This is a genomic window from Sorangium sp. So ce204 (assembly GCF_051526795.1).
Classification (GTDB): domain Bacteria; phylum Myxococcota_A; class Polyangia; order Polyangiales; family Polyangiaceae; genus Sorangium; species Sorangium cellulosum_B.
On record NZ_CP150317.1, the window covers coordinates 8,862,367 to 8,888,513 of the forward strand.

At 72.6% G+C, this 26,147-nt stretch carries 19 protein-coding genes; 11 read left to right on the top strand and 8 right to left on the bottom strand.

The window, feature by feature from the left end; genetic code table 11:
- Positions 1 to 161: 161 nt before the first annotated feature.
- The 4 genes from WMF22_RS33045 (at position 162) to WMF22_RS33060 (ending at position 6,074) form a co-directional block, all read left to right on the top strand.
- Positions 162 to 2,225, top strand: a complete 2,064-nt coding sequence (locus WMF22_RS33045; protein WP_438032359.1) for a hypothetical protein — start codon at positions 162 to 164, stop codon at positions 2,223 to 2,225.
- 362 nt (positions 2,226 to 2,587) lie between these two features.
- Positions 2,588 to 4,132 carry a serine/threonine protein kinase gene (locus WMF22_RS33050; RefSeq protein WP_438032360.1) on the top strand — a complete coding sequence of 515 codons (1,545 nt, stop codon included), beginning with the start codon at positions 2,588 to 2,590 and terminating at the stop codon, positions 4,130 to 4,132.
- Between the two features lie 57 nt (positions 4,133 to 4,189).
- Positions 4,190 to 5,308, top strand: a complete 1,119-nt coding sequence (locus WMF22_RS33055) for a hypothetical protein (RefSeq protein ID WP_438032361.1) — start codon at positions 4,190 to 4,192, stop codon at positions 5,306 to 5,308.
- A gap of 46 nt (positions 5,309 to 5,354) precedes the next feature.
- A complete protein-coding gene (locus WMF22_RS33060) occupies positions 5,355 to 6,074 on the top strand; it encodes a hypothetical protein (RefSeq protein ID WP_437293946.1) in 720 nt (239 codons plus the stop codon).
- A gap of 3 nt (positions 6,075 to 6,077) precedes the next feature.
- On the opposite strand, the gene WMF22_RS33065 is transcribed toward WMF22_RS33060, so the two are convergent.
- The gene (locus WMF22_RS33065; protein WP_044966189.1) at positions 6,078 to 6,434 is read right to left on the bottom strand and encodes a Spx/MgsR family RNA polymerase-binding regulatory protein; all 357 of its coding nucleotides are present in this window, start codon (positions 6,432 to 6,434) and stop codon (positions 6,078 to 6,080) included.
- Positions 6,435 to 6,716: 282 nt separating this feature from the next.
- On the opposite strand from WMF22_RS33065, the gene abc-f reads away from it, so the two are divergent.
- The 3 genes from abc-f (at position 6,717) to WMF22_RS33080 (ending at position 11,385) form a co-directional block, all read left to right on the top strand.
- Positions 6,717 to 8,339, top strand: coding sequence for a ribosomal protection-like ABC-F family protein (abc-f, locus tag WMF22_RS33070; protein ID WP_012238670.1), 1,623 nt, complete (start codon positions 6,717 to 6,719; stop codon positions 8,337 to 8,339).
- Between the two features lie 122 nt (positions 8,340 to 8,461).
- On the top strand, positions 8,462 to 11,029 hold the full coding sequence (locus tag WMF22_RS33075) for an ATP-binding protein (RefSeq protein ID WP_438032362.1): 2,568 nt from the start codon (positions 8,462 to 8,464) through the stop codon (positions 11,027 to 11,029).
- Between the two features lie 98 nt (positions 11,030 to 11,127).
- Positions 11,128 to 11,385 carry a hypothetical protein gene (locus WMF22_RS33080; protein WP_438032363.1) on the top strand — a complete coding sequence of 86 codons (258 nt, stop codon included), beginning with the start codon at positions 11,128 to 11,130 and terminating at the stop codon, positions 11,383 to 11,385.
- Positions 11,386 to 11,393: 8 nt separating this feature from the next.
- On the opposite strand, the gene WMF22_RS33085 is transcribed toward WMF22_RS33080, so the two are convergent.
- The 7 genes from WMF22_RS33085 to WMF22_RS33115 form a co-directional block, all read right to left on the bottom strand.
- A complete protein-coding gene (locus WMF22_RS33085; protein WP_438032364.1) occupies positions 11,394 to 13,970 on the bottom strand; it encodes a kelch repeat-containing protein in 2,577 nt (858 codons plus the stop codon).
- 35 nt (positions 13,971 to 14,005) lie between these two features.
- Entirely contained in the window at positions 14,006 to 16,522 is a 2,517-nt protein-coding gene (locus WMF22_RS33090; protein WP_438032365.1) for a Kelch repeat-containing protein, read from the bottom strand.
- 69 nt (positions 16,523 to 16,591) lie between these two features.
- On the bottom strand, positions 16,592 to 18,457 hold the full coding sequence (locus tag WMF22_RS33095) for a hypothetical protein (protein ID WP_438032366.1): 1,866 nt from the start codon (positions 18,455 to 18,457) through the stop codon (positions 16,592 to 16,594).
- A complete protein-coding gene (locus WMF22_RS33100) occupies positions 18,454 to 19,473 on the bottom strand; it encodes a PEGA domain-containing protein (protein ID WP_438032367.1) in 1,020 nt (339 codons plus the stop codon). Before WMF22_RS33100 ends, WMF22_RS33095 begins: the two co-directional genes overlap by 4 nt.
- Positions 19,474 to 19,506: 33 nt before the next feature.
- On the bottom strand, positions 19,507 to 21,090 hold the full coding sequence (locus WMF22_RS33105) for a serine/threonine-protein kinase (protein WP_438032368.1): 1,584 nt from the start codon (positions 21,088 to 21,090) through the stop codon (positions 19,507 to 19,509).
- Positions 21,091 to 21,342: 252 nt separating this feature from the next.
- Complete coding sequence (locus WMF22_RS33110; protein ID WP_438032369.1) at positions 21,343 to 21,711, bottom strand: hypothetical protein; 369 nt, start codon at positions 21,709 to 21,711, stop codon at positions 21,343 to 21,345.
- 164 nt (positions 21,712 to 21,875) lie between these two features.
- The gene (locus WMF22_RS33115) at positions 21,876 to 22,511 is read right to left on the bottom strand and encodes a hypothetical protein (RefSeq protein ID WP_438032370.1); all 636 of its coding nucleotides are present in this window, start codon (positions 22,509 to 22,511) and stop codon (positions 21,876 to 21,878) included.
- 312 nt (positions 22,512 to 22,823) lie between these two features.
- On the opposite strand from WMF22_RS33115, the gene WMF22_RS33120 reads away from it, so the two are divergent.
- The 4 genes from WMF22_RS33120 to WMF22_RS33135 all read left to right on the top strand — a co-directional run bounded on the left by WMF22_RS33120 (position 22,824) and on the right by WMF22_RS33135 (position 26,146).
- On the top strand, positions 22,824 to 23,663 hold the full coding sequence (locus tag WMF22_RS33120; RefSeq protein WP_438032371.1) for a hypothetical protein: 840 nt from the start codon (positions 22,824 to 22,826) through the stop codon (positions 23,661 to 23,663).
- 176 nt (positions 23,664 to 23,839) lie between these two features.
- On the top strand, positions 23,840 to 24,253 hold the full coding sequence (locus WMF22_RS33125) for a hypothetical protein (RefSeq protein WP_438032372.1): 414 nt from the start codon (positions 23,840 to 23,842) through the stop codon (positions 24,251 to 24,253).
- A 31-nt stretch (positions 24,254 to 24,284) separates the two neighbouring features.
- Positions 24,285 to 25,175, top strand: coding sequence for a DUF692 domain-containing protein (locus WMF22_RS33130; protein WP_438032373.1), 891 nt, complete (start codon positions 24,285 to 24,287; stop codon positions 25,173 to 25,175).
- A complete protein-coding gene (locus WMF22_RS33135) occupies positions 25,172 to 26,146 on the top strand; it encodes an HvfC/BufC N-terminal domain-containing protein (RefSeq protein ID WP_438032374.1) in 975 nt (324 codons plus the stop codon). The genes WMF22_RS33130 and WMF22_RS33135 overlap by 4 nt, the downstream gene beginning before the upstream one ends.
- The last annotated feature ends 1 nt before the right edge of the window (position 26,147 follow it).

A 26,147-nucleotide genomic window follows, 5' to 3' on the forward strand; every position in this document is an offset into this window, starting at 1 on the left:
GGCCAGGACGGCGGGTCAGCAAGCCGCGAGCCGCGAATCGCAGGCCGCAGGCCCGCGCTCCGTCGATCTCGCTGGGTCGGCTGGGAGCCACGGGCGCGCATTCTGAGCAGGCCGGCGGCGCGGCGTCCAGTGCGCTCGCACGCCATGGTAGGCTCTCGCCGATGCGACCGGGCCCGGCGCTCGCAGGCCTCCTGCTCCTCGCCTCCGCAGCAGCCTCGGCCTGCGGGCCCGCCACGTACAACGCCCGCGCCGCCCGCGCCTTCGCGAACGAGGACGCCCGCCGCGCCATCATCGACGATCGCGCCGCGGATCTGGAGCGAGCGGCCTGGCTCGCCGACGAGGTCCTCTCGAGCACCCCGTACTCCCCGGGGGACGCGTGGATCGCGGCGCTCCGCCTCGACGACGACGAGGGCGAGCGGCTCCGCGCGCGCCTCGAGAAGACGCCCCCCTACGACGGAGAGCACGAGGTGCCGCTCGCCAAGCTCTACCGCGCGAAGCTCGACGAGGCGCTCGCCCGCGCGCCTCTTCGACGACGCGCGCGCGGCGAGCGCGGCGCGCCGCCCGCGTTCGAGCGCCTCTTCGACGCGCTCGCGGCGCTCGCGGCGCCGTCGCGCGAGGCGAGCGCCGTGAGCCGCCTGCCGGCCGCGTGGCAGGCGCTCGCCGAGCACGCGCGGGCGCTCGCCGCCGAGGAGCGGAACGTCGAGCGGCTCTCGGCCGGGAGGCCCCTCGGCGCCCCCGACACGCCCGAGATCGCCGCCGCGAAGGCGAGGGCCGGCGCGCGGCGGCGGGCGCTCGCCGGAGCGCAGCGGGACGTCGCGCTCGCCGCCGCCGCGCTCCGCGCGGCGAGCGCGGGGCAGGAGCCCGCCCGGACGATCGCGCGCGACGCCCTCCATGTGCTGTCGTTCGTCCTGCGGATGCACATCGAGTCGCTCGCCGTGGCGCCGTACGTCGTGAAGCAAGCCCGGCGGGTGGCGCGGGACGAGCCCGGCTACAGGGCCGCCGTGGCGCGCGCGGAGGCGATCGCCAGGGTGCTCGAGGAGCAGCGCGCGGCGCTCTCCGCCTGCGCCGAGGCGCTCTCCGCGCCGGCGCAGACGCCGCTCGAGGACACGGCGGGCTTCGAGGCGCAGGAGGGCTTTCTCGAGCAGGGCCGGGCGATCAGCCTCGACGCCGTCCACCTGAAGCTGAAGGGCGACGTCGAGCTCCTGTTCTTCCACCAGCTCGCGAGCGCGGGCTCCTCCGGCGGCGTCAACGATTACCGGGGCAGGACGCGGCGGCTCGCCTACGACGTCGATCCGGTGTTCATGGTCGGCGGCCGGGCGCTGCTCACGTACGACTTCGACCACGCGCGCGACGCCGCGCGCCTCAACGCCGGCTTCAAGACCGACCGGCTGTTCTCGTCGGGCGGCGACATCCAGTACGACGGCTCGCTCGGCAGGCTCCTCGGGCTGAACGGCCTCGCGAGCGACGTCTTCGACATCGGCGCCGACCTCGCCGGCGTGAGCACGAGCCTCAAGATCGCGCGCTTCACCGCAGGGAACGTGACCGAGCTCGCCGTCGATCCGGCGACCGACCGCGACGCCGGCGCCGTCGCCAGCGCGCCCTTCCAGCTCTTGCTCCGCCAGATCGACGTCGGCTTCGACGTGACGAAGCTCTTCCCGGAGGCCGCGGACGACCTCTACCTCGAGGAGCTGCTCGCGGGCTTCAGGTACATCGACTACAAGCTCCCGCGCATCTTCTATGCGCTCCGCGAGCGGGACCCGGGCGAGGGCGACGTCTACGTCTTCGAGCGGCAAAGCCCCGCCCAGAGCGTGACGTCGCGGTTCTACCAGGGCGGCTTCAGCGTGCGGATGGGCAACGGCGAGTGGCCGCGGCTCGCGCCGTTCGGCGATCTCGGCCTCTACGGCGGCGCCGGCCCGGTGCGCTACGCCTTCTCCGCGGATCCCGCGGTCCCCGGCGCCCCGCGCGAGGTCGACGAGGCGACGATGATCGCGCTCTCCGGCAACGTGTCGGTGGGGCTCCGGCTCCGCTTGACTTCGTACCTCAGCCGGCTCCGCCTGCTCACCGAGCTGTCCTACAACGTGGAGGCGATCGGCCAGGGTATCATATCCAGCATCCGCGCGACCAGACGCGGAGACGAGACGATCTACACGATCGGTCGCAAGCTCGATATCGGCGGGTTCGACGTGTTCCACGGGCCCCGGCTGCTCGCGGTGCTCGTGCTCTGACGGGACAGGCGGCGCCCCGCGCTCCGCCCGTGCATCGGACGATGTCGATGTGTCTGTCGTGAAAAACGATCAGAACGGACGGGCGCCGCATCCGCCTCATCCGCCGCTTCACCGCTGCAGAGCCCCGTAAGCCACGGAATCACGGGATCTTCTCGCGACGACCTGCGACGACGGTCGGGGCCCCGCGCGAACGGCGCCAATCAGCGCAGGGCACATACCTGGTGCGCAGACCTAACGAACGCGCCCTACATCGGGGAGTTTCATGTGGGGAGTCTTACGGCCCACAAGTTTGTAAGGTCTGCAAGTTAACGAGTGCGGTCGTCCGACCAGGTGGTGTAACCTCGTTCGACGCGGGTGAGACTATGTCGCTGAACTTCAACGAGGGGATGCTGTTCGCTGGTAGGTACCGCGTCGTGCGCAGCATCGCGACGGGTGCGATGGGGGCGGTCTACGAGGTCGTCCACGTCGAGACGGATCGGCGGCGGGCGCTCAAGGTCATGCACCCGCACCTCGCCGAGAACCCCGAGTTCCACGCGCGGTTCAAGCTCGAGGCGCGCATCGCCGCGCGCATAGCGACCGAGCACATCGTCGAGGTGTTCGACGCCGGGATCGACCTGGACACCGGCATGCCGTTCCTCGTGATGGAGCTGCTCCGCGGCGAGGAGCTCAGCAAGCGCATCCGCCGCGGCGGGCGCCTGCCGCCGGAGAACGCCATCGCCTACCTGCGCCAGACGGCGCACGCCCTGGACAAAACGCACGCGGCCGGCGTGGTCCACCGCGATCTGAAGCCCGCGAACCTCTTCCTCGCGGCGAGCGACGACGACGACGAGATCCGGATCAAGGTGCTTGACTTCGGCATCGCAAAGCTGGTCGCCGAGACGGCGGTCGAAGGGGCGAACACCGCCGCCCTCGGGACGCCGCTCTACATGGCGCCCGAGCAGTTCAGCGGCGAGACGATCACGCGGGCGGTCGATCTCTTCGCGCTCGGCATGATCGCGTACACGACCCTCGTCGGCAAGGCCTACTGGCTGAACGACATGCGCGAGTACAGTAACTCGCTGGCGTTCGCGGTGATCGCGATGCACGGCCCGCAGGAGCCCCCTTCCGTGCGCGCGGAGAAGGAGGGGGTGAAGCTGCCCCCGGGCTTCGACGCGTGGTTCGCGAAGGCGACGGCGCGCGACCCCGGGACGCGCTTCCCGACCGCTTCGTCCACGGTGGAGGCGCTCGCCGAGGTCTTCGACATCGCCCCCATGACGGTCAGGTCGTCGCGCCTGGCCGTGCTGGAGACGCCGTTCCCGCGGATGAGCCCTGCCAGCCAGGGGCCCGCGTCGTCGATGCCCGTGGCCGCCCAGTCGTCCAGCACGGGCGTGGAGACCCGGGTCGGCACCGGCACCGGCGCCGGCACCACCGCGGGGCCGCGGAGCCGATCCGCGCTGGCCGTCGCGGCCATCGCGCTGGTCGGCGGCAGCGCCATCGCCCTCGCCGCGTTCAGCAGGGGCGGGTCCCCGGCCCCCGGCCCCGCCGAGCACGCGCAGGCGGCGCAGGCGGCGGCCGTCGCGCCGCCCTCCACGCCGCCGGATGCCGCTCCGGGCGCCGCCCGTCCCGAGGCGGCCGGCACGCCCAGCTCGACCGACCTCGCGGCGCCAGCGAGCTCCGCCTCCGCGCCGCCAGCGAGCTCCGCCTCCGCGCCGCCCGCGAGCTCCGCCTCCGCGCCGCCCGCGGACGGCGGCCTGGCCATCGATCCCGAAGTGCTGGCGAACGCAAAGGCCTCGCCGGCGCCGCGCGCCCCGGCGCCGCCGCGCACCCCGGCGCCGCCGCCCGGCGCCTGGCGCAAGATCGCGCCGGCCGCCTCCTCCCCCGCCGCCCCCACGGCGAAGCCCCGGGAGTCGCTCTACGGGGCAGACTGAGCGCGGCCCCACAACGCGCTGATTTTTTGCCTGGGGCGGTCCCAAAGGAGGTATCTCATGTTACCTCCGATGCGAACCTTCTGGCCCGGGTCCGTCTTGATCGGACTCCTGTGCATTGCTGTCACCGCGCCGGCGAACGCGCAGCCTGACGCCGTGGCCGTGGCCGAGTCGCTCTTCAACCGCGGCCTCGCGGACATGCTGGCGGGGAAGTACCAGACCGGCTGCCCTGCCCTCACCGAGAGCTACCGGCTCGATCCTCGCGCAGGGCGGCTGTTCACGCTCGCCGAGTGCGAGGCCAAGTGGGGGCGCACCGCGACAGCGGTCGCGCGCTACAACGACTTCCTTTCGTTCTACTCCCGCCTGTCCGAGTCCGAGCAGCTCAAGCAGTACGATCGCTACAAGCTCGTGCTCGAGCAGCGCGACGCGCTCGTGCCGCTCGTGCCACAGCTCACGCTGTCGCTGCCGGCCGACGCGCCCGCCGGGACGCTGGTCCAGCGCGACGGCATCACGCTGGAGGGGCCTTCGCTCGGGATCGCGCTCCCCGTCAACCCGGGCGAGCACGTCGTGACGACGAGGGCGCCCGGCGGGCCCACGCACGAGGTGCGGTTCACGATCGAGAAGTCGGAGCAGAAGACGATCGAGCTCGAGGTGAAGCTCCCCGAGGCGCCGCCCGCGACGCCGGCGGATCAGCCGCCCACCCATCAGTCCGCCCTGCCGCCGTCGCAGCGCGACGAGGGCGCGTCGCGGACGCCGGCGCCGGCCGGGACCAGCGGCCGGCGCGTGCTGGCGTACGTGGCGGGCGGGCTCGGCCTGGGCGGGCTGATCGCCGGGGGCGTGACGGGAGCGATGGCGCTCAGCGAGAGCCGCCTCGCGGAGGAGGACTGCGACGACGTCGGCTCCGGCAGGGCGGTATGCAAGACCGCCGAAGGGAAGGCCGCTGGAAAGCGCGCGAAGGACCTGGGGCTCGTGAGCACGATCGGCTTCGGCGCCGGGGCGGCGCTGGCCGGCACGGCGCTCGTGCTCTTCCTGACGGAGCCCTCCTCGTCCGGTTCGCAGGCCAGCGCGACCACCGGCGCGCAGGCCGGCGCCGCGCCCCGCCACCCCGCAGGCGCGGTGAGCTGGTCGCTGCTCGCGGGACCGACCGGCGGCGGCGTCGTGGTGCGCAGCCAGTGGTGAACCAGCCCGCGCCCTGGCGGGTGAGGCGGGGAGGAAAGGGCAACTCATGATCACGAAGACCACGATGGCCATGTTCGCGGTCGCAGCCTCCGGTCTGCTCGCAGGCTGCACGGAGACGCTCGACTCGCAGCAGATCAAGACCGGGGGGATCTCGGCGACCCTGGAGGCGATCGCCGAGAGCGCGTCGTCCACGACCCTGCGGGCCACCCTCAAGGCCGGCGGCGACGAGAGCAACACGTACATCATCCTGAGCGCGGGAGATCGGATCTCGGCGACCGTGGACGGCGAGGCGGTCGCGATGTCCGCCGAGAGCGATGGCGTCTACGAGGCCGCCGTCAACGTCGGCGCGGGAGGCACCGAGATCAAGGTGCTCCTGGACCGCGACGACGAGGGCGACGACGACGCGACGAACAACGTGGGGACGCTCCCCGAGCCGTTCGACCTCGAGGCGCTGCCCAGAGAGCCAGTCCCGCGCGGCGAGGACCTCACGATCGCCTGGGCGCCGAGCGCGTCCGGGGACGACATGGTGATCGACGTGAAGGGCGACTGCATCTTCTCCAAGACGTTCGATGTGGGGGGCGACCCGGGGACGTACACCATCGACGCGGGCGAGCTGGAGGCGACCAGCTCGCGGGAGCCCGAGAGCTGCGACGTGGACGTCGTGATCCGCCGCTCGCGCAACGGCACGACGGACAACAACCTGGACCCGGAGAGCTCGTTCGAGCTGAGCCAGGTCCGGGGAGGCCGCTTCACCTCGGCCCCCTGAGGCTCAGCCGAACAGCGCGGCGTAGTCGTCCTCGCGGAAGCCCACGAGCACCCGGTTTCCCTTCACCAGCACAGGCCGCTTCACGAGCTTCCCGTCCTCGGTGAGCCACCGCGTGACGTCGTCGTCGCTCGCGGCGTCCACCCGCGCCTTGCCGAGCGCGCGGTAGCTCTGCCCGCTCGTGTTGAGCCACCGGCGCACCGAGAGCCCGCTCGCTGGGACCCACCGGGCGAGCTCTGCAGCCGTCGGCGGCTCATCGACGATGGGGCGCACGGCGACGTCGACGCCGCGCTCGCCGAGCCACTTCAGCGCTCGCTTGCAGGTGCTGCAGCCGGCATAAGAGAGGATCTGGACCTTGCTCATGCCGCGCCTTCTGCCCCCTCGACCGCGCGACATCAAGCCCGGATGAGCATGAAAAAGGAGATGGAAAGCGCGCGCATAGCAGGAGAGAAAAAAAGGGGCTCCTGTGCAATGCGCCCGGAATGCGCCTGGAATGCGCCCGGAGACGAGCAATTCACCGATTGACCGCGGTCGGTGCATGGCGCGCGCCGGCGCCGACGGCGGCGGACGAAATGCCGCATCGCGCGACGGGCCGTCTGGTATAGGGGGCGCGGAAAGGAGCCGCCCCCAGCGGCAGCGCGCCTCGTGATCCGTCTCGACTCCATCAGCAAGCAGCACGGCAAGCAGATCCTCTTCCTCGAGGCCTCCGCCGCGGTGAACCGCGGCGAGAAGGTCGGCCTGGTGGGGCCCAACGGCTCGGGCAAGACGACCATCTTCCGGATGATCACCAAGGAGGAGGCGCCCGACGGCGGCCAGGTCGCCATCGATCGCGGCGTCACCGTCGGCTACTTCAGCCAGGACGTCGGCGAGATGAAGGGCAGGAGCGCCGTCGCCGAGACCATGGACGGCGCCGGCCCGGTCTCCGACGTCGCCGCGGAGCTCCGCGAGCTCGAGGCCGCGCTCGCCGACCCCGAGCGGATGGATGAGATGGAGAGCTTGATCGAGCGCTTCGGGCAGGCCCAGGCCCGCTACGAAGAGCTCGGCGGCTACGCGCTCGACGCCAAGGCGCGCGAGATCCTCGCCGGGCTCGGCTTCAGCCAGGCCATGATGGACGGCGACGTGGGCGCCCTCTCGGGCGGGTGGAAGATGCGCGTCGCGCTCGCCCGCATCCTCCTCATGAGGCCCGACGCGCTCCTGCTCGACGAGCCGACCAACCACCTCGACATCGAGTCGATCATCTGGCTCGAAGGGTACCTGAAGCAGTATGCAGGGGCGCTCGTCATGACCTCGCACGACCGAGAGTTCATGAACCGCATCGTCACCAAGATCATCGAGATCGACGGCGGCGAGCTCACCAGCTACTCCGGCAACTACGAGTTCTACGAGCAGCAGCGCGCCATCAACGAGCAGCAGGCCGAGGCGCAGTACGAGCGCCAGCAGGCGATGCTCGCGAAGGAGATGCGCTTCATCGAGCGCTTCAAGGCCCAGGCCGCCAAGGCGGCGCAGGTCCAGTCGCGCGTGAAGAAGCTGGAGAAGATCGACAAGGTCGAGCCGCCGAAGCGCAGGAGGACGATCCGCTTCGAGTTCAAGCCCGCGCCGCGCTCGGGCGACGACGTGGCGCGGCTCAGCGGGGTGAAGAAGTCGTACGGAGGGCGCTCCATCTACGACGGATTCGACCTCCTGATCCGACGCCGCGAGCGCTGGTGTGTGATGGGCGTCAACGGCGCCGGCAAATCCACCCTCCTCAAGCTCGTCGCGGGGGCCTCCGCCCCGGACGCAGGCGGCGTGAACGTCGGCGCGAGCGTGAAGCTGGGGTATTTCGCGCAGCACGCGATGGAGCTCCTCGACCCGACCCGCTCCGTCTGGGAGTCCATCGTGGCGAGCTTCCCCCAGGCCTCGATCGGCTCGCTCCGCACGCTCGCCGGCGCGTTCGGCTTCTCCGGCGACGACATCGACAAGCCCTGTCGCATCCTGTCCGGCGGCGAGAAGGCGCGCCTCGTGCTCGCGATCATGCTCTATGATCCGCCGAACTTCCTCGTGCTCGACGAGCCGACGAACCACCTCGACATGGCGACCAAGGAGATGCTCGTCGAGGCGCTCTCCTCGTTCGAGGGCACCATGCTTTTCGTCTCGCACGATCGCCGCTTCCTGGCCGCGCTGTCCAACCGCGTCCTGGAGCTCCTGCCCGACGGGCCGCGCGTGTATGGCGGGGGATACCTGGAGTATGTCGCCCAGAGCGGACACGAGGCGCCAGGCATCCGGAGCTGACCCGCGCCGACGTCGCGCGTCGCGCGCGGCGAGCAAGCTCCGCCCGGGAGCGGCGCTCTCTCGTCGATTTCGTCGATTCGAGTCGGTGCTAGGTGAACACGCGCTCAAGGATTCGCGCTATCGTGAGGTCCCCGATGGATCTGCTCGGTAGACCGAACCCAAAGCGGCTCTCCGACTTCATCCAGCGCCACCACGACGCGCTCCTGGATGCCTGGAAGTACCGAGTCCAGGCGCTCAGCCCGGCGCGGCGGCTGCCGGCGCCGAGGCCGACCGAGCACCTGCCGGACATCCTCGCCTACATCGCCGAGGGCACGCGCGGCGCGGGCACGGCGGCGGCGGTCGACCGGAAGCACCGGGGGCTCCCTGGGCTCCACGCGTTGAGCCGGCTCGCCCACGGGTACGATCTCGCCGACGTCGTGATGGAGTACGCGGCGCTCCGCGCCGTGATCCTGGAGCTCTGGGAGCGGGACGGCGGCGACGGGGGGCGTGAGCTCATCCAGCTGAACGGGACGATCGACGAGGCGATCGCCGACGCGGTGTCCCGTTACCAGGCGGCGCGCGTGCGCCTGCTCCAGGCGCTCGACGCCATCTCGACGGCCGCGCTCGGAAGCAGCGATCTGGACACCTTCCTGAAGGCGCTCCTCCGCGCCACCCGGGAGGCGGCGGCCGCCGTGGACGTGGCGCTCGTCCTGCTCGGGGACGGTGACGCCCTCGAGGTCCACGCGACCGCGGGCATCGACGACGGGCCGCTGCCCGGGCCCCCGCTCGAGGCGGCGCGGGAGTTCGCCCGCGCGGTCCTCGCGCTGCGCGGGCCCACGTCGCTCGACGCCGCGGCCGGCGGCTTGCCCGTGACCGCGCGGGAGATCCGGGCGAGGGGGCTGCGCGCCGTCTACGGCGTGCCGCTGATCCACGAGGGGCACTCCATCGGCGTCGCGATCCTCGGCTCCCGCAACGCCGAGGAGTTCTCCGAGGACGACGCGCTGATGCTGCGCACGATGACCAGCCGGGCGACCGGCATCATCGTGCAGGCGCAGCTCGTCGCGAAGGAGCGCGCGGCGCGGCGCCAGGCGGACGACGCCCGCGCCCTGCTCGCGACCGTGGTCGAGCAGATGCCGGCGGGGCTCGTCATCGCCGAGCCGCCGACGGGGCGCATCCTCCTCTCGAACCCCCAGGCCGGGGCGATCTTCGGGCTGCCGCTCCTCGACATCCGCAACATCGATGGATACGCCGTCTGCCGGGGCTCCGACCCTCGGTCGGGCAGGCCGTACGAGGCCCAGGATTGGCCTCTCGCGCGGACGATCACGACCGGCGAGGTCGTGATCGACGAGGAGATCGACATCGTCCGCGACGACGGCGCGCAGGGGCGGATCCTCGTGCGCTCGGCGCCGGTCCGGGATCCGGTCGGGCGCGTGATGGCGGCCGTCGTGACCTTCTTCGACATCACGGAGCGGACGCGCGCCGAGCGGGGGGAGCGCTTCCTGGCCGCAGCGAGCGCCGCCCTCAGCGACACCCTCGACTTCCAGGGCACGCTCGACCGGGTGGGGCACCTGACGGTCCCCGAGCTGGCGGACTGGTGCGTCATCCAGACGCTCCCGGACCTCGAGCAGTCGCGCGGGATCACGGTGACCCACGCGCGCCCGGAGGAGCTCCAGCGGGCGCGGGCGCTCTTCCGCGAGCTGGATCCCCCGCCGCCGCTGGTGGCGCTGCTGGAGCGGGCCCTCTGCAGCGAGCGCCCGGAGCTCATCGGGGATCTGTCGCACCCGCTGGTCGGCTCGCTCGACGGGAACGGCGCCTTCCGGCGGTTCGTCCGGGCGCTCGGGATCACGTCGGCCCTTGTGGTCCCGCTCGTCGCGCGGGGCCGCACCTTCGGCTGCATCACGCTGGCGACGGCGGGGTCCGGCCGGGTCTACGACGAGGCGGACCTCGCGGTGGCGCACGACCTGGCGCAGCGGGCGGCGCTCGCGGCGGACAACGCCCGCCTGTACGAGGCGGCGCAGCGCGCGATCGAGCTCCGGGACAACGTGCTCGCCACGGTGTCCCACGACCTCAGGAACCCCCTGAGCGCGATCCTCACGGCGGCCGCCGTGATGACGAAGCGCGCGGCGACGCGGGGAGAGAAGGGCGACACGAAGGCGATCCAGGCGATCCAGCGCTCCGCGCACCGGATGGATCGGCTGATCCATGACCTGCTCGACTTCGCGAGCCTGCGCGCCGGCCGGCTGGCGCTGCGCCGGCAGCCGCAGGATCCGCGGGAGATCGGCAGGGAGGCGGTGGAGACGTTCGAGTCGCAGGCCCAGGAGAAGGGGGTCCAGCTGGGGGTCGTGGCGGCCGACGACGTCCCGCTCGTCACGTGTGATCGCGATCGGGTGCTCCAGGTGCTCACCAACCTCCTGAGCAACGCGCTCCAGGTGACGGGCGCCCAGGGGGCGATCACGCTGCGGTGCGAGCGCGGGGAGGAGCACGTCGTCTTCTCGGTGGCCGACACGGGGCCGGGGATCCCGGAGGACGAGGTGCCCCACCTCTTCGAGCGGTTCTGGCGCGGCCAGCGGAACGGCTACAAGGGCACCGGGCTCGGGCTGGCCATCGCCCGGGAGCTCGTGGCGGCGCACGGGGGGACGATCCACGTGGAGAGCCGCGTGGGGGCGGGGACGACGTTCAGGTTCACGATCCCCGTCATCGACGAGGGATGAGCCGGGGCGGCGGGCAGACGGGACAGCCGCCGCCCGCCGCAGGGGAGGAGTGGACGATCGAGCGCGCCGGTCCCAGGAGCCCTCGGGAAGGAGGAGACATGGGAGTCGATACGACGCACGATCCGCCGGACGACCCGCGCCTCGCGCACGAGGTCAGCGAGGAGAAGCGGCCTGTTCCGCAGGCGGATGTCCCGGGCGTCCGCGGGCCGATCACGCCCTCCGGCGAGCTCGAGGACACTCCGCCCGACGAGGTCGATAGCTGGGGCAGCGAAGGCGGCGCCGGCTCGTACGCGGGGGGGCCGATCATCTCGAATACGAGGCTCGCTGCGTGGAGGTCGTGGCGCACGCCGGCGTAGGGATGCGCTCAACGCCGGCAGCCCGGTCGCGGGCGCGCGCGCCGCGCCATCGAGAGCAGCAGGAGCAGCGCGGCCCAGGGCGCGGGTGCCGAGCGCGGCGCGCCGACGACGCACCTGCACCCGCCGCCGCTGGACGAATCCGGGCCACCTCCGCCGACCGACCCGCTCGACCCGCCTGCCCCGTCGCCGGGGCCGCCGGGGCCGCCGGGGCCGCTCCTGCACTCGCCTCCGACGCAGGTGCCTCCCCCACATCGCGTGCCGTCGGGCTTCTTTTCGCGCTCGCACGCTCCTGTCGTCGAATTGCACGACCCCGCATAGCGGCAGTCGATCTCGGGGCACGAGTCCAGGTCGCCACCCTCGCACACGCCGCCGCGGCACACGTCCCCCCGCGTGCACGCGTCGCCATCCTCGCACCCCTCCCCGTCCGGCAGCGGCAGGTTGTCGCACCGGCCTGTCGCTGCGTTACATTCGCCCCGCGCGTGACACTCCGGCGGCGGCGGGCATTCGACCGGCGCCCCCGGGACACACGCGCCGACCTCACACGTATCGCCCTCGGTGCAGCCGTCGCCGTCATCACACGCCACGCCGTCCGGCCGCGGCGCCGTGACGCACTCCCCCGTCTCCGCCTCGCACGCCGCCTCCTGGCATGCGTCGGGCGCGACGCAGACCACGGGAGCGCCGACGCACACACCTGCCTGACACACGTCAGCGCGCGTGCAGGCCTGGCCGTCATCGCACGCCGGGCCGCTCAGCGCCTCGCAATGGCCGTCCTGCGATGCGCCCGCGCGCATCGAGCACGCGTCGCACGGCCCGCCGGAGCAGGCCGCATCGCAGCACACGCCATCGACGCAGTACCCCGTCGTGCAGTCGGAGCCCGACGCGCACGCGGCCCCGAGCGCCACGCCGAACATCGCCGTCGTCGCGACGGCGCCCTGTCGCCGTGAGGGCCTACAGCCGCCCGTTACGAGGACCCGCTGATCCAGGAGCAATGTCGCCGCGTGATTTGCGCGATCTGCGATCACGCTATCGTCTATTAGCGTTATCGTGTTCCTCGTCGGGTCATAGAGCTTCCATGTCCGTTCTTGAGAAGGCATTTCCTGAGTCAGCTGGATGTGATATCCACCCGCCAGAAGGACGTTGCCATCGGGGAGCAGGGTCGCGGTGTGATCTGCGAGCCCTCGAAACAATGACATATTCGATGTCCATTCGTCCGTCCCGGGAACATAGATCTCCACGGCAACGTCGCGCGGTTTGCCGGCGCCCTCGCTCACTTGCGTGCCACCGACCAGCAAGACGTTGCCGTCCGGAAGCAGGGTGGCCGTGTGCTTGTCGTGGAACGACGCCAGCAGCCCCCCCGCCTGCGACCAGGTGTCCTTGGACGGATCGTAGACCTCCGCGGAGCTCTCCCCCACGACGAGCACGCGCCCGTCGAGCAGGCGCACGGCGGCGTGGCCGCTCCGCGCGAGATCCATCGAGGCCTGGGGGGTCCAGGTGTTCGAGCCCGGGTCGTAGCGCGCGGTGGTCGCCACCGGGGAGCCTCCGACCGTGCCGCCCGTCACGAAGACCGTATCGTCCTCGAGCAAGGTCACCGTGGCTCCGGCGACGCTCTCGGGCGGCGACGCGGCGTCGCTCCAGGTCTGCGTGCCCGGGTGGTAGATCTCCGCGGTCGCCCCGCCCAGCACGAGCACGTCGCCGTTCCGGAGCAACGTGGCCGTATGCTCGGCCCGGGCGACCTTCATCGCCGCTGTCAGCTGCCAGATTCCGGACGCAGGGTAGAAGCGCTCGGCGCTGTTCTGTGCGGTGCGTTGATACTCATATTCGCCGATGAAACCGCCGGTGACCAGGACGCTGCCATCCTGCAGCAGCGTCGCTGTGTGCCCCTCTCGCGGGTAGTTCATGGACTGCGCAGGCACCCATACCGGGTCGATGAGCAGCGCCTCACCTGCGTCGCCGGCATCGGCGAAGAGCTCCACCGCCCGCCCCTGGGCGCGCAGCGCGACACGCACAGGACGGCCGGACGACGCGAAGGCGGCCGGCGCGCTCATGATCAACCGCGGCGCACCCGACGCGTCGTCCCACACGATGAACTCGCCCTCCTGCCGGGGCCACGCACCGTCGACCTCCCACGAAGCGATCGGCCGCCCCGGCGATGCGACACCCGGCTCGACGAGGAGCCACTCCTCGACGCCAGCGCCCGTTGCGACCCAGAACGACGCGCCGCCGTCGCGCGGGTAGCGGACAGCGGCCCCCGCACGCACCCCCTCGCCATGGAGGCCGGCCTCGCGAAGCTGGAGGGCAGGCCCCTCCGGCAGGTCCAGGCGAATCGTCTCTTCGCCGATCCGGCGAGGCAGGACGGCGCCGAGCGCGCCAGGGTGTGCCCCCATCCGAACCGCGCCCGGGACAAAACCGCCCGAGATCTCCGCGAAGCCGTGGCCAGCCTCGGTCACGAGCGCCGCTTGCTCGGGAAAGTGGAGGCGCAGCGCGCCCTCATCGGACCCGCGCGCGGCCTCGTCACCGGCCGAGCAGCCGAACGCGCCGATAACCAAGCATGCCCCCACGACAAGCTCAAGGCCGCGTCGTCTCATCGCTCCTCCAAACGCCCTTCCTTCACCAGCCATGTTCAACACATCGAGCGCCGGCGTTCACGCCGGTTGCTGCGGCGGCGCGCGGAGATCAAGAGCATCCCCAGAGCGGCCACGACGCCGTGGGGCCCCTGGTTTTGCCCCAATCGGCAGCCGCATCCGCGGTCCGGGGGGTCATCGACGAGACCGGCGCCGGCGCCGGTGCCGGTGCTCGCGGCCGAGCCCTCGAAAAGAGGAAGGCACTGCCCGGACCGGCACTCTCCGCCCGGGCACGACGTGCCGTTGGGCAGCCATTCGAGCTCGGAACACTTGCCCGTGGCTGGCTCGCAGGTGCTCTCGCTCACGCAGGGGCCGCCGACACGACAGCGCACGTCCGTGCCCTCGCACATCGTCGCGCGGCATTGATCCGACCGCGTGCATGCATTGCCGTCGTCGCAGCTGGTGCCGTCGGGCGCGGCGGTGAACGTGCAGACCCCCTGCACCGGATCGCACTTCGCGTCGAGCCGACAGCCGTCCGACTCGCAGAGGACCGGATCGGCGCCGACGCACACGCCGCCTTGGCAGCTGTCGACCCGCGTGCAAGCGTCGAGATCATCGCAGGGCGTCTCGTCGGGCAACTCGGGATAGACGCAGCCCTTGCTCTTCTCGCATGTCGCAGGCTCTTGGCACGGGCCTGGTGGCTCGCAGGTCACCGGCTCGCCTGGTGCGCACATCCCCGAGTCGCAGGTGTCGCCTGCCGTGCATGCATCGCCGTCGTCGCAGGGCGTGCCGGACAGCGGCGTGCAGGTGCCGTCGGCGACCGCCCCGCGCGCCGCGGTGCACGCGCCGCACCCGCCCGCGCACGCCGTGTCGCAGCAGACCCCGTCGACGCAGTGGCCGCTCACGCACGCGGCAGCTCCCGTGCATGGCGCGCCGAGGCCGGCGCCGATACCGTAGAGCTCGGCGCTCGCGAGCTCCCCCCCGGAGGCCGCCCCCCCCGCGATGAGCACGAGGCCGTTGAGCAGCAGGGTCGCCGTATGATCCATGCGGGCCACGCTGAGCGGCGGCTGCTCGGTCCAGGTCTTCGTCCACGGGTTATAGAGCTCGACGCTCGCCGTGCGGCCGCCAGCGACGAGCACCTCCCCGCTCGCGAGCAACGTGGCCGTGTGGCCGACGCGCGAGACGCGCATCGGCGGCACTTCCTCCCACTTGTTCAATTCCGGATTGTAGAGATCGACCGCCTTACCGTCGCCGACGACGAGCACCCTGCCGTCCTGCAGCCGCGTCAACGTCGGCCCGGTATGCTCCGACAGCATGGGCGGCGTCGCAACCCACGTGCCGGCGTCCGGAAAGTAGAGGTCGGCGTACGGGCCGGTGCTGCCCACGACGAGCACCGCGCCATCCTGGAGCAGCGTGGCCGCGTGGAAGTCGCGGGCGTACACCATGTTGCCGGCGCTCGACCAACCGCCGTCTGGTGTGTACAGCTCGGCGCTCTGGATGCGCTCGATGAGGGAGTCGATGCCGCCCGTGACGAGCACCCTGCCATCCGGGAGCCCGGTGGCCGTATGGTAGCGGCGTAGCTGCGAGAGCGAGGGGCCGGTCGACCAGAGGTTCGCCACGGGATCATAGAGCGCCGACGAACCGAGCAAGGAATTCACGTTCCCGCCGCCCGCGACGACGAGCACCTCGCCGGTGGTCAGCAGCGTGGCGGTATGCCAGGCGCGCGCGGGGCCCATCGAGGGCGCCGGCACGAAGGTGTTCGTGTCGCTGTCGTAGAGCTCGGCTGAGTTGAGCACGCCGGACGAGCCGGTGCCGCCCGTCAGGAGAACACGCCCGTCCCGGAGCAGGGTGGCCGTATGGGCGGCGCGCGCCGTCACCAGGTTCCCTGTCGGGATCCAGGCCGGATCCACGAGCACCGCGCCGGAGCTCGCGCCGAGCCAGAGCTCGATCGACTGTCCGCGGGCCTCGAGCCGCGCTTCGACGGGCGCGCCGTCCTCCTGGTAGGCCTCGCCGGCGCTCACCGTCAGCGCGATCGCGCCGCCGCCGTCGAGGCAGTCCACAACGCCGTCGCGGGCGCGCAGGGTAGCGCCCTCGACCTCCCAGGTCGCAACCGGCCCGTCGCGGCGCGCGACCTCCCCGTCGAGCAGCAGCCACTCCTCGTAACCGGTGGTGCTGGCCGTCCAGAACGCGGTGCCACCGGGGCGGGCATACGCCACCGCCTGCCCGTGCACCGCGGGGCTGCCGGAGAGGCCGGGCTCACGCACCGTGAGCGCGAGCCCCCCCGGGAGGCGCAGGGCGATGGCGTGCTCGCCGAGAGCCGGCAGCGACGCCTCGAAGCCGCCCTGCGTGCGCGCCACGAACCCGTGACCACCGGCGTCACGCGCAAAGCGCGCGGCCCCGCCGAGGACGACCGCGGCGTGCTCGGAGAACAGGACGCCGAGCTGCTCCGGACCGGGCGCGGAGCCGGCGTCCCCCGCGCATCCGGCGAGGAGGAGGAACGCCAGTGCCCCGGCAGCGGAACCGCGGTGGAGGGCGCAGCGCGCGCCCCTGCTCGTCGTCGTACCTACGCTTCTCATCGCATCTCCTCCGGCGCGCCGAAGCGCCGGTGCCACGGCCCGCTGGCGGCTCGCGGGGCGCAACCTGGCTCAGGGCTTCGCGATCCGCAGGACGGATCCCGTCGAGTCGCCCCCGCCTTCGTTGAGCCAGAACACGTTGTCCGCGTCGACGAGGAGCGCCCCCGCCTGGCAACCACATTTCGCAAGCTCGGTGGGGTTGTCATGCGGCTCGGCCGTCTTCAGCAGCCATTTCACGGTCCCATCGTTGCGGCTGGTCCAATACACGCGCGTGCTGTCGACCGCTATGCCGTTCGGGAAATTTTGCCCTGTCGCGATCTTCTGCGGGTCGCCAACATGCTCCCCGTCCTTGAGGGAGAGCCTCATCACATCGCCCGAGTGCGCCATGCTCGTCCAGTAGACGGCGATCGCAATGCCGTTCTCTCCGAGGTCGAGCGCGAGGTGGTTCGGCCCCACCAGGTCCGTCGCGAGCTGCTTCGGCTCGGCCGCGCCTCGCCGCAGCACCATGATGGCACCCGTGGCGGCGTCATCCTCGCCACCCTGGCTCGTGTGACCCTGGTTGGTCCAGTACAGGTACTCCTTGTCGGCCACGATCCGGTAGGGATGGGCCTGCTGCGAGGCCAGCACGTCCGGTTCGGCGGGAACGTCGGGGATGCGGGAGACCGTGCCGCCATCCCAGGAGGTGAAGAAGACCTCGCCCTCTCTCCACACGAGCCCCTCGGGAACGCCCTGCTCGGACGCAAGCACGGTGGGCAATTCCCCCGACGCTGACAGGTCGAGCCGCCGGACGCGGCCGGGGTCGAGCCCTCCCTCGGTCCAGAAGATCGCGCCCCCGCCGAGCGCGACGTCACGCGGCCTCGCCTGCGCCGACGCCAGGGTGATGCGCGATCCGCCGCCCTTCGGTGCCGCACGGAGCTCGCCGTCGGCCCGGTCCCCGGAGCCGTGGTTCGTCCAGTAGATCCGCTCGCTGTCGGCGGCCAAGCTGAAGGGGCGGCGCTGCATGGCCGCGACAACGACCGGCTTGGGGGTCTCGGGCCGCGCCCCCGGCGAGCCCACGGAGGACCACGTGCCGCACACCGGCAGCGACGCCGTCTTGAGGGGGCACGCGTCCGTGATCGCCGCGACCGCGAACGCGAGGCTCTCGCCGCCCAAGATGCGGTCGCACGCGGCCTTCGGCAGGCGGCGCTTCCCCGCCGGCTCGTCCGCCCACTGCCAGCCGAGCGCGCTCTCCGCGTCGAGCGCGACGAAGCAGCCGGACGGGCCGCAGATCCCGTCGGTCTCGGTGGAGAGCGCGATGTTCACGGCGTCTTCCGCGGTGAGGGTACAGGTGCCCAGATCGACGGCCCGCGGTTCGCTCCGCTCGAAGCACTCCGCGACGTCGAAGCAGCGGCCGTGCGCGGGGCTCGCGTTCCCGCCGAAGACGCGCTCGGGCGCATAGTCGTCCAGGGACTCTGGCGCGACCGGCGCGACCGTCACGCACTCGCCGTTGATGCAGGTCTTGCCGGGCTCGCAATTGTGCATCGCCTCCTCGCCCTGCGCGCGATCGTTGCTGCAAAGCCATTGCACCGGGAGCCGGAGCATCGCCACGCGGTCGCCGGGCACCGTCGTGGCCACCTCCCGCACCACCCGCGGCCATGAGCCCTTCCACGCCGTGACCTGGATCATCGCGGGCTGCGCCGCATCGGCGCCCGCCACGAGGGCAAGCGTCGACGGCAGCTTCAATCCCTGCGTGGGGTCCGCGAGGTCGTACTCCTTGTGGAAGCGGACCTCGTCCCCGGACTTCACCTCGACGCGGAGCCAGTCGATGTCCTTCGGAACCGACATGTCCGTCTGGACGACCACCATGATCTCGCCCGGCGCATCCGCCGACGCGCACGCCGCGGCCGAGCCGGCGAGCAGCAGCGCGGCGACCCGGCGCGGGATGGCCGTCGCGCTCACGGGCTCACCTCGATGCGAACCCCCGAGAGATCCGACGAGAGGGTCACGGTCCCCATGATGCCCCGTAGCGTTGTCGGGTCCTTCGGCCTGAACAGAAAGTAGCTGCCCACAGCCGCCCCCGCGACGAGCGCGCCGCCGCCGATCCAGAGCCATGTCGTGCCGAGGCCACCGGGCTGCACGACCGGACTCAGGGTAACCGCCAGCCTGTGCGTCCTCTCCTCTTCGATGAAGACGTCAGCCTGGTAGGCGACTCTCCCTGGGGCCGTGACGCGGAGCCCGTGAGGGCCGCGCGCCAGCGCTCCGCTCCACCGCCTTCGGCCGACCACGCGCCCGTCGACCGCGATCGTATCGCCGGCGCCGGCCTCGACGACGAGCCACCCGCTGCGCGAGAGCTCCTCCAGCGAGGCCGCGACGCTGACCTCCGTCGCCCCGGCGACCTGCTCGGTGCGCACGTACTCCTTGAACCCGGGCTTCGTGACCCGGATCCTCCGCGTGCCGATATCGACGAGCACGGGGCCGGGTAGCGGCGATGTCCCGATCGCCTCGTCGTCGACGAAGATCTCCGCGCCGTCCTGATCGACCGTCACAGCCAGACGACTGACGAGCTTCTTCACCTCGCCGATGAGCGAGGTCGTGGCCTGCCGCTCCACGTCCGTGAGCAGGGGGCCGGCGTCGCGCTCGTACCGCTCGAGCAGCAGCAGCACGCTCGCATAACGGCGCAGCTTCTTCTCGCAAGCCGCGATGTTCCAGATCAGCCGCGGATCGCCCGAGAGCTCGTGAGCGTGCTGGAACTTGAATCGTGCGCCCCTGAAATCACCATCGCTGTAGAGGAGCCTGCCTGTCTCGTAATCGTCCTTGGCCGCACCGGTGAGCGCCTGAGCCAGGGGAACCCGCGAGGGGCGCGTGGCCGGGGCGGGCTGGCCCGGCGGAGGCTCCGCGAGCGCCGGCCCGCCGAACAGGATCAATGTGCCCGCCAGGGCGTACGGGAAACGAGAAAGATGGTTACCGGATCGCACGAATTCCCTCGGGTCAGGGCGGTGACGGCGTGATCACAGCAAAGGCATGTCGAGGACGCTCTTGGCGGGCTCGACCGTCGGCGCTTGACGGACGCTCCGCGCGGGCGCGGGCGCGGGCAGCGGCGGGCGCGCCGGAGCGGGCGGGCGCGGGTTTCCCAGGACAGCCGGCTTGCGCGGCTCCTTCGCCCTCACCGGCGCGGCTTCCGGCGGCGCCGCGGGCGTGGGCGCTGCGGGCGTGAGCGCCGCGGGCGTGGGCGCCGCGGGCGTGGGCGCCGCGGGCGTGGGCGCGGCGGGTGCCGGCGCGGCGGGTGCCGGCGCAGTCACCTCGTGAAGCGGCACGGAGTCCGCTGGAACAGCCGCGTTTGCGGAGTGGGCGGCGTCGGCGACCCCACCGCGTGCGGCAGCGTCTTGGCCAGCTGGATCGAGCGCCTGTGGCTCGGTCGCGACGAAACGCGCGTAGTACACCATTGCACCCACGGCGAGCGCGAGCGCCACACCCGCGCCCAACCAGGCAGCGCGGGGTGTTCCTTGCACCTTGGTCGCGCCTGTAGCCCAGGAGCTGTGCGTCACGGGGGTCGGCGCAAGACCCGCGGCCGGCTCGGTCGCTGACAGCTGCAGCGACGACGGCGGCTGAGATGGCTGCGAGCTCCTTCCCTCGATGTACGGCTGCGAGCTCCTTCCCTCGGCGCTGGCCGGCGACGTCGCCTGCACGCCGAGCACGCGCTCGATCCGCTGCGGCGAGATCGACGCCTGCAGCGGCGGCCCGAACGGGGCGATCGCCCGCGCGAGCTCGGCCATATTCGCGAACCTGCGCGCGGCGTCCTTCTCGAGGCACCGGTGGATGGCCCCCTCGAGCCCGCGCGGCAGATCGACGCGCGTCGGTGTGATCGGGTCCGGCGGCTCGGTGTTGACCTTGAGGACGAGCTCGCCGAACGTGTCCGCTGGAAAGGGGATGCGCGCGGTGAGCAGCTGATACAGGACCACGCCCATCGACCAGATGTCGGAGCGCGCGTCGACGCGGTGCGAGGCGCGCATCTGCTCGGGGGACATGTAGAGTGGAGAGCCGAGGACCGCGGTGCTCTTCGTGAGCGCGAGCCCAGGCCCGCCGGCCTCGTCGGTCATCGCCTTCGAGATGCCGAAATCGAGCACCTTGACGATCTCCGAGCCGTCCGCCGCCTTCGCGAGAAAGAGGTTCGCCGGCTTGACGTCGCGGTGGACAATCCCGTGCGCGTGCGCCTCGGCGATGGCCTCGCACGCCTCCAGGACGTAGCCGACCGCGCGCTCGATCGGCAGCGGGCCCTCCGCCTCGATCACCGCAGAGAGATCGCGGCCATCGAGGTATTCCATCACCATGTAGGGAGCGCCGCTCGGCAGGGTGTCCACGTCGTGGATCCGCGCTGCGTGCTCGCTCTTCATCCGGACGCTGGCGCGCCCCTCCCGCAGGAAGCGCTCGACGACCTCCGGCGTCGCGCTGGACAGCAGCACCTTGATCGCCACGAGCTGGCGGAGGTGAGCGTGCCTTGCGGCGACGACGAGGCCCATGCCTCCCTGGCCGAGAACCCGCTCGACGCGGTACTTCCCCGCGAGCACGTCGCCTGCGTTCAACGTGAGCAGCATGATGCCGTTGTGCGTCCGCCGCCGAGCGGCGGCCTCATCCGCACATCGTACTGCATGCCACCACCCGGCGACCAGCGATGTGGCGAGCGCCCCCTCATTCTTCCATGATCGCCGCGCTCCCGTTGTACGCACCGCGTCGAGCGGGTGCTCCCGTCGCACCCGCGCGAGCGACGCCACATCCCGGCGCTGCGTGACGGCTCCCTTGCGTCAGCGACTGCGACGCTGTTCGAGTGGCGCCCCCCGTCCGCCACCTCAAGGCAGCTGCGCGGACCTGGGCGCGCACCGCTGCATGTAGGCCGGCTCGGGGCAGCCGTCGTGCGTCAGGATCTCGCCGTCCAGGCACTTCACGAGCGCAGCCCGGATATCGAGGCACCTCCCCCGCCCCGCGTCCACACATCGATGCTCCGTGGTGGTCCCGTTGGCGCAGCCGTCGAGCTGGCCCTCGGGGCACTCGAGGAGCGGCCCAGTCGAACAGTCGTCCTCCCGCCGCTCGCCCGCCGCGACCGTCGACGTCCCCTGGGTCGCCGGCTGCTTGCTGGAACAAGCGGCGCTCGAGACGAGCGCGAGCCCCGTGAAGAAGAGGCTCAGGCCCCGGCGGGGCGAGTGGCTGCGCGTGTTCATGCCGTCGTTCTCCGTGGATCAAGCCCGGCCGCGGGACCCCGAAGGCGGGTCGCCGCCCGAGCGGGCGGCAGCGTACTCCACTCCACGTCCACGGGACGACAGGGTCCCGGCCCGCGCTCGCCCCATCCCGCAGGCGCGGCCCAGGTCGAGACCCGATGGCCAGGTCAAAACGCGCCGCCGCCGTGCGCGAGCAGCGCCCACGTGTCGCCGCCCGTCTGGCTCCTCGAGCCGCCGAGGCTCAGATCGTCGAAGAACGCAGGGCGGAAGTTGAACCGAGCGCCCAGCTTGACGTTGCGCGTGACGAGCCGCTCCACGCCCGCGGTGAGCGGCACCGACAGCGCGAACGCGTCGCCGCCGCGGCCCGCCCAGCCCACGTAGCCAACGCCCCCGACGACGAACGGCTGCACGATCGCCTCGTCGGCGCGCAGGATGTTGTAGCGCAGCCCCGCGTCGAGCGAGGTCATCACCAGCGACTTCCCCACGATCGCGCGCTCGTTCACCGAGCCGGTGTAGTTGGCCTCGACGGCCACGCGCGGCGACATGCTCCCGGTCACCCGGACGTTCCAGCTCGGCCCGACGCCCGCGGCGCCGCCCAGGAAGCCCAGGACGCCAAGGCCGCCCTCCACCGCGACGGTGGGCTCCGGGATGCGCCGGATGAGCGGTTGATCCGCCGGAGGGAGGTTGCCTGTCGGCCGGGCTTGCGGATCCCGGCCCGCCGCGCCCTGCGCCTCCGCCGCGCCGGCGAGCGCCATCATTCCGGCGGCGGTCATGGCGGCCGCCGCGAGTCGTCGCGTGCTCATTGCAGTTGTCTCCGGTTGGCTCGTTCCGTCTTCGACGACCGCCTCGTGCACACCGCAGGCCACACGCGGCTGTGCAGCCCAGGCCCGGCGGGCTCCGCCTTGCGCCGCGCAGCCGGCCGCCGCCGAAACCGCGGCGCCGCTCGCCCGTAGCTCGGACATGGAACTCATGGAACCGAGACGCCGAGCGGGCGGGCGAGCGAGGGCGATGACCTCGATCTCCCTTCCCGGACGCTGGCCTTCCTGTTCAAGTGGAGACCGCCGCGCGCCCTCGCGCGCGGGCGCGCAGCAACCCGAGAGATCCAGGAGGCGAGCGTGAAGACGATCCGGACAGGGACCTTGCTCCTCCTCGCGCTCGCGGCCGCCGGCCTGGGCGCGGCCGCGTGCCAGGGGGAGCAGCCGAGCCTCGCGCCCGCCGCGACCGAGCTCAAGCCGCCGGAGCCGAAGGCGCCCGCCGCGGCGGCCTTCGCGATCGATCGCGCGGGCAGCAAGGTCGAGCTCGTGATGGATGCGCCGCAGGAGAAGATCCGCGGGCGGATCGCGGGCGCCGCCGCGGGGACGCTCCAGGTCGACCCCGCCGACGTCACGAGGACGACGGGCCTCATCACGGTCGACCTCTCCACGATCGAGCTCTTCCAGACCGCCGTGGGCGACGACGGCAAGCCCGGCGAGGAGAAGAAGAGCGACCTGCAGAACCAGCACGCGCGCACCTGGCTCGAGATCTCGAAGGACACGCCCGACGACGTCCGCGCGAAGAACGAGAAGGCCCAGTTCGCGATCCGGTCGATCTCGACCTCCGGCGAGAAGGACCTCTCGAAGCTGTCCGGCGCGGAGCGGACGGTGACCGTCACGGCGTCGGGCGACCTGCTGCTGCACCAGCGGCAGTCCCCGAGGACCGTGGAGCTCGTCGCCACGTTCAGGTACGAGGGCGACAGGCCCGCGAGCGTCACCGTGAAGACGGCGAAGCCGTTCCCGGTGGGGCTCGCCGAGCACGACGTCCGCCCGCGGGAGGCGTTCGGCAAGCTCGCCCAGAAGACGCTCGAGGTGCTCTCGCCCAAGGTCGCCAAGGAGGCCATGGTGACGCTCGAGCTGACAGCGACCGCCGGCGCGGCCCCCACGGCGCCGGCGGCGGCAGCGGACGGCGGCGCGCGGTGAGCGCGGGGCGCCGCCCGCAAGTCGGCCGTTGCGGCGACGCAGCGGCTCTGAGATGACACGGCGGTCCGGAAGCCGCCGGAAGCCGGATGACGCCTCGCCCGCCGGAGGGCGCAGGCCCGACGTGACGACAACGCAGGGCGCAGGCCCGACGTGACGAGAACCAGAGGAGCCACACGATGCTGTCGAAGAAGAGCATTTACGAGACCCTCGCCGCGCTGAGCGCCGGCGCCATGGTGATGAGCGGCTGCGCCGGCGCGCAGGCGCCGGTCAACGCGAGCGAGGTCCCCGCCGAGCAGGCCGCCCCCGCCGCCCCGGCCGAGCCCGCGCCGGCGCCCGCGCCGACCGAGGCCGCCTCCGGCGACGCCGCCGCGGGCGCGAACGTCCCCGCCGCCCCGGCCGAGCCCGCGCCGCCGAGCGACGCGCAGTCCGCCGCGACCTCGCCGCAGGTCGCCCCCACGGCCACCCCGGCGGCCACGGCCGCGCCGCCCGCGCCGCCCACCGCGGCCCCGGCCAAGCCCGCCGCCAAGAAGGCGGGCGCCGCCGCGAAGAAGCCCGGCCACGCGGGCTGCGGCCAGGGCACCTGCGGCTGATCGCGGCCTCCCGCGCCCTCCCCGTACCCCCATGACCGGCAGCGCGCTCACCGGCGTCGGCCTCGGGCTCCGATGGGAGTTCCTCGACGAGGTGCTCGCGGCGCTCGACGCGCCCGATGCGCCCGATCGCTACGCGCGCGACGCGGCGCTGCCCGTCCCCTTCTTCGAGCTCTCCCCCGAGAACTACATGCGGCGCGGCGGCTACTTCCCCGCCGCCATCGAGCGCGTCCGGGAGCACCGCCCGATCCTGACGCACGGGCTCACCCTGTCCGTCGGCGGGCTCGATCCGCTCGACGCCGGCTACCTGCGCGCGCTCGGGGGGTTCCTGGAGCGGCTCGATCCCCCCTTCCACAGCGACCACCTCTGCTTCTCCGGGGTCGACGGCGCGTTCCTCCACGACCTGCTGCCGCTCCCGCACACGTCCGCGGCCGCCGCCCACGCCGCGGCCCGCATCCGCGAGGCGGAGCAGCGGCTCGAGCGCCCGATGGCGATCGAGAACATCACCTACTACCTGGTCCCGGGCCGCGCCTCGCTCGACGAGGCCGACTTCCTCGTCGAGGTGCTCGAGCGCGCCGGCTGCCGGCTCCTGCTCGACGTGAACAACGTCTACGTCAACGCCCGGAACCACGGCTTCGACCCGGTCGCGTTCCTGGAGAAGATCCCTCCCGAGCGCGTGGCCGCGATGCACGTCGCGGGGCACGAATGGCGCGACGACGCGGAGATCCTCGTCGACACGCACGGCGCGCCGGCCATCGCCCCGGTGCTCGACCTGCTCGCCCGCGCGGTCGCGCGGACCGGGCCGGTGCCGGTCGTGCTCGAGCGGGACAACGACGTGCCCCCGCTCGGCGCGCTGCTCGCCGAGCTCGCCGAGGTCGACGCGGCGTACCGGCGCGGGCTCGCCGCGCGGGAGGCGGGAGCGTGAGCGGGGCGCGCGAGGTGCGGGAGGCGGGCGAGGCGCGCGAGACCTGCGAGGCGGGCGAGGCGTCGAACACGCCGCCGCCGGAGCTCGCGGCGCTGGAGCGGGCGCTCCAGCGGAGCGTGATCGCGCCGGACGGCGAGGCGATCGCGGCCGATCCCCGCGCGTGGCTCGCCCGCGCCGGGCTCGAGGGGCCGGACCTCGAGGCGATGGCGGCGCTCCCGCCGAAGCGGCTGCTGCTCTACCGGAGCCTCATCCGCCGCGGGCTGACGGGCGCGATCCGCGCCGGGATCCCGCGGACCGCGGCGCGGCTCGGCGCGCGGTTCGAGGCGGACGTCGCGCGCTTCATCGAAGCGGAGCCGCCCCGGTCGCGCTACCTCCGCGACGTCGCGTTCGAGTTCGTGGGCTTCGCGGCGCCGCGCTGGGCCGGGGATGCGGAGGTCCCCGCGTACCTCGCGGATCTCGCGCGCCACGAGCTGGCCGCCTTCGCGGCGGCGTGCGCCGAGCAGGACGAGGAGGCCGGCGCGGGCGGGGCGTCAGGGCCGCTCGGCGATGACGCGCCGGCAACACCGGGCGACGAGGCGCCGGCGACACCGGGCGACGAGGCGCCGGGGCCCCTCGGCGAGGCGCTGTCGCTCGACCGGGGGGCGCGCTTCCAGCGGGCCGCCGCGCTCGTGCGCTACGAGCACGCGGTCCACAGGCTGCAGGGCGACGCGTCGGCGCGCGACGTGCCGGCCCGCGAGCCCACCCGCCTGCTCGTGTACCGCGACGCCGCGCACGACGTGCGCTTCCTCGAGCTCACGCCGCTCGCGGCCGAGATCCTGGGCCGCCTCCTCGCGGGCGCCGCGCTCGGGGAGGCCGTCGTCGCGGGCTGCGCCGCGCTGGGACACCCGGTCGACGGGCCGGTGCTGGAGAGCACCGCCGCCCTGCTGAGCGACCTCTCCGAGCGCGGGGCGCTCCTCGGGCCGTCGCGATGAT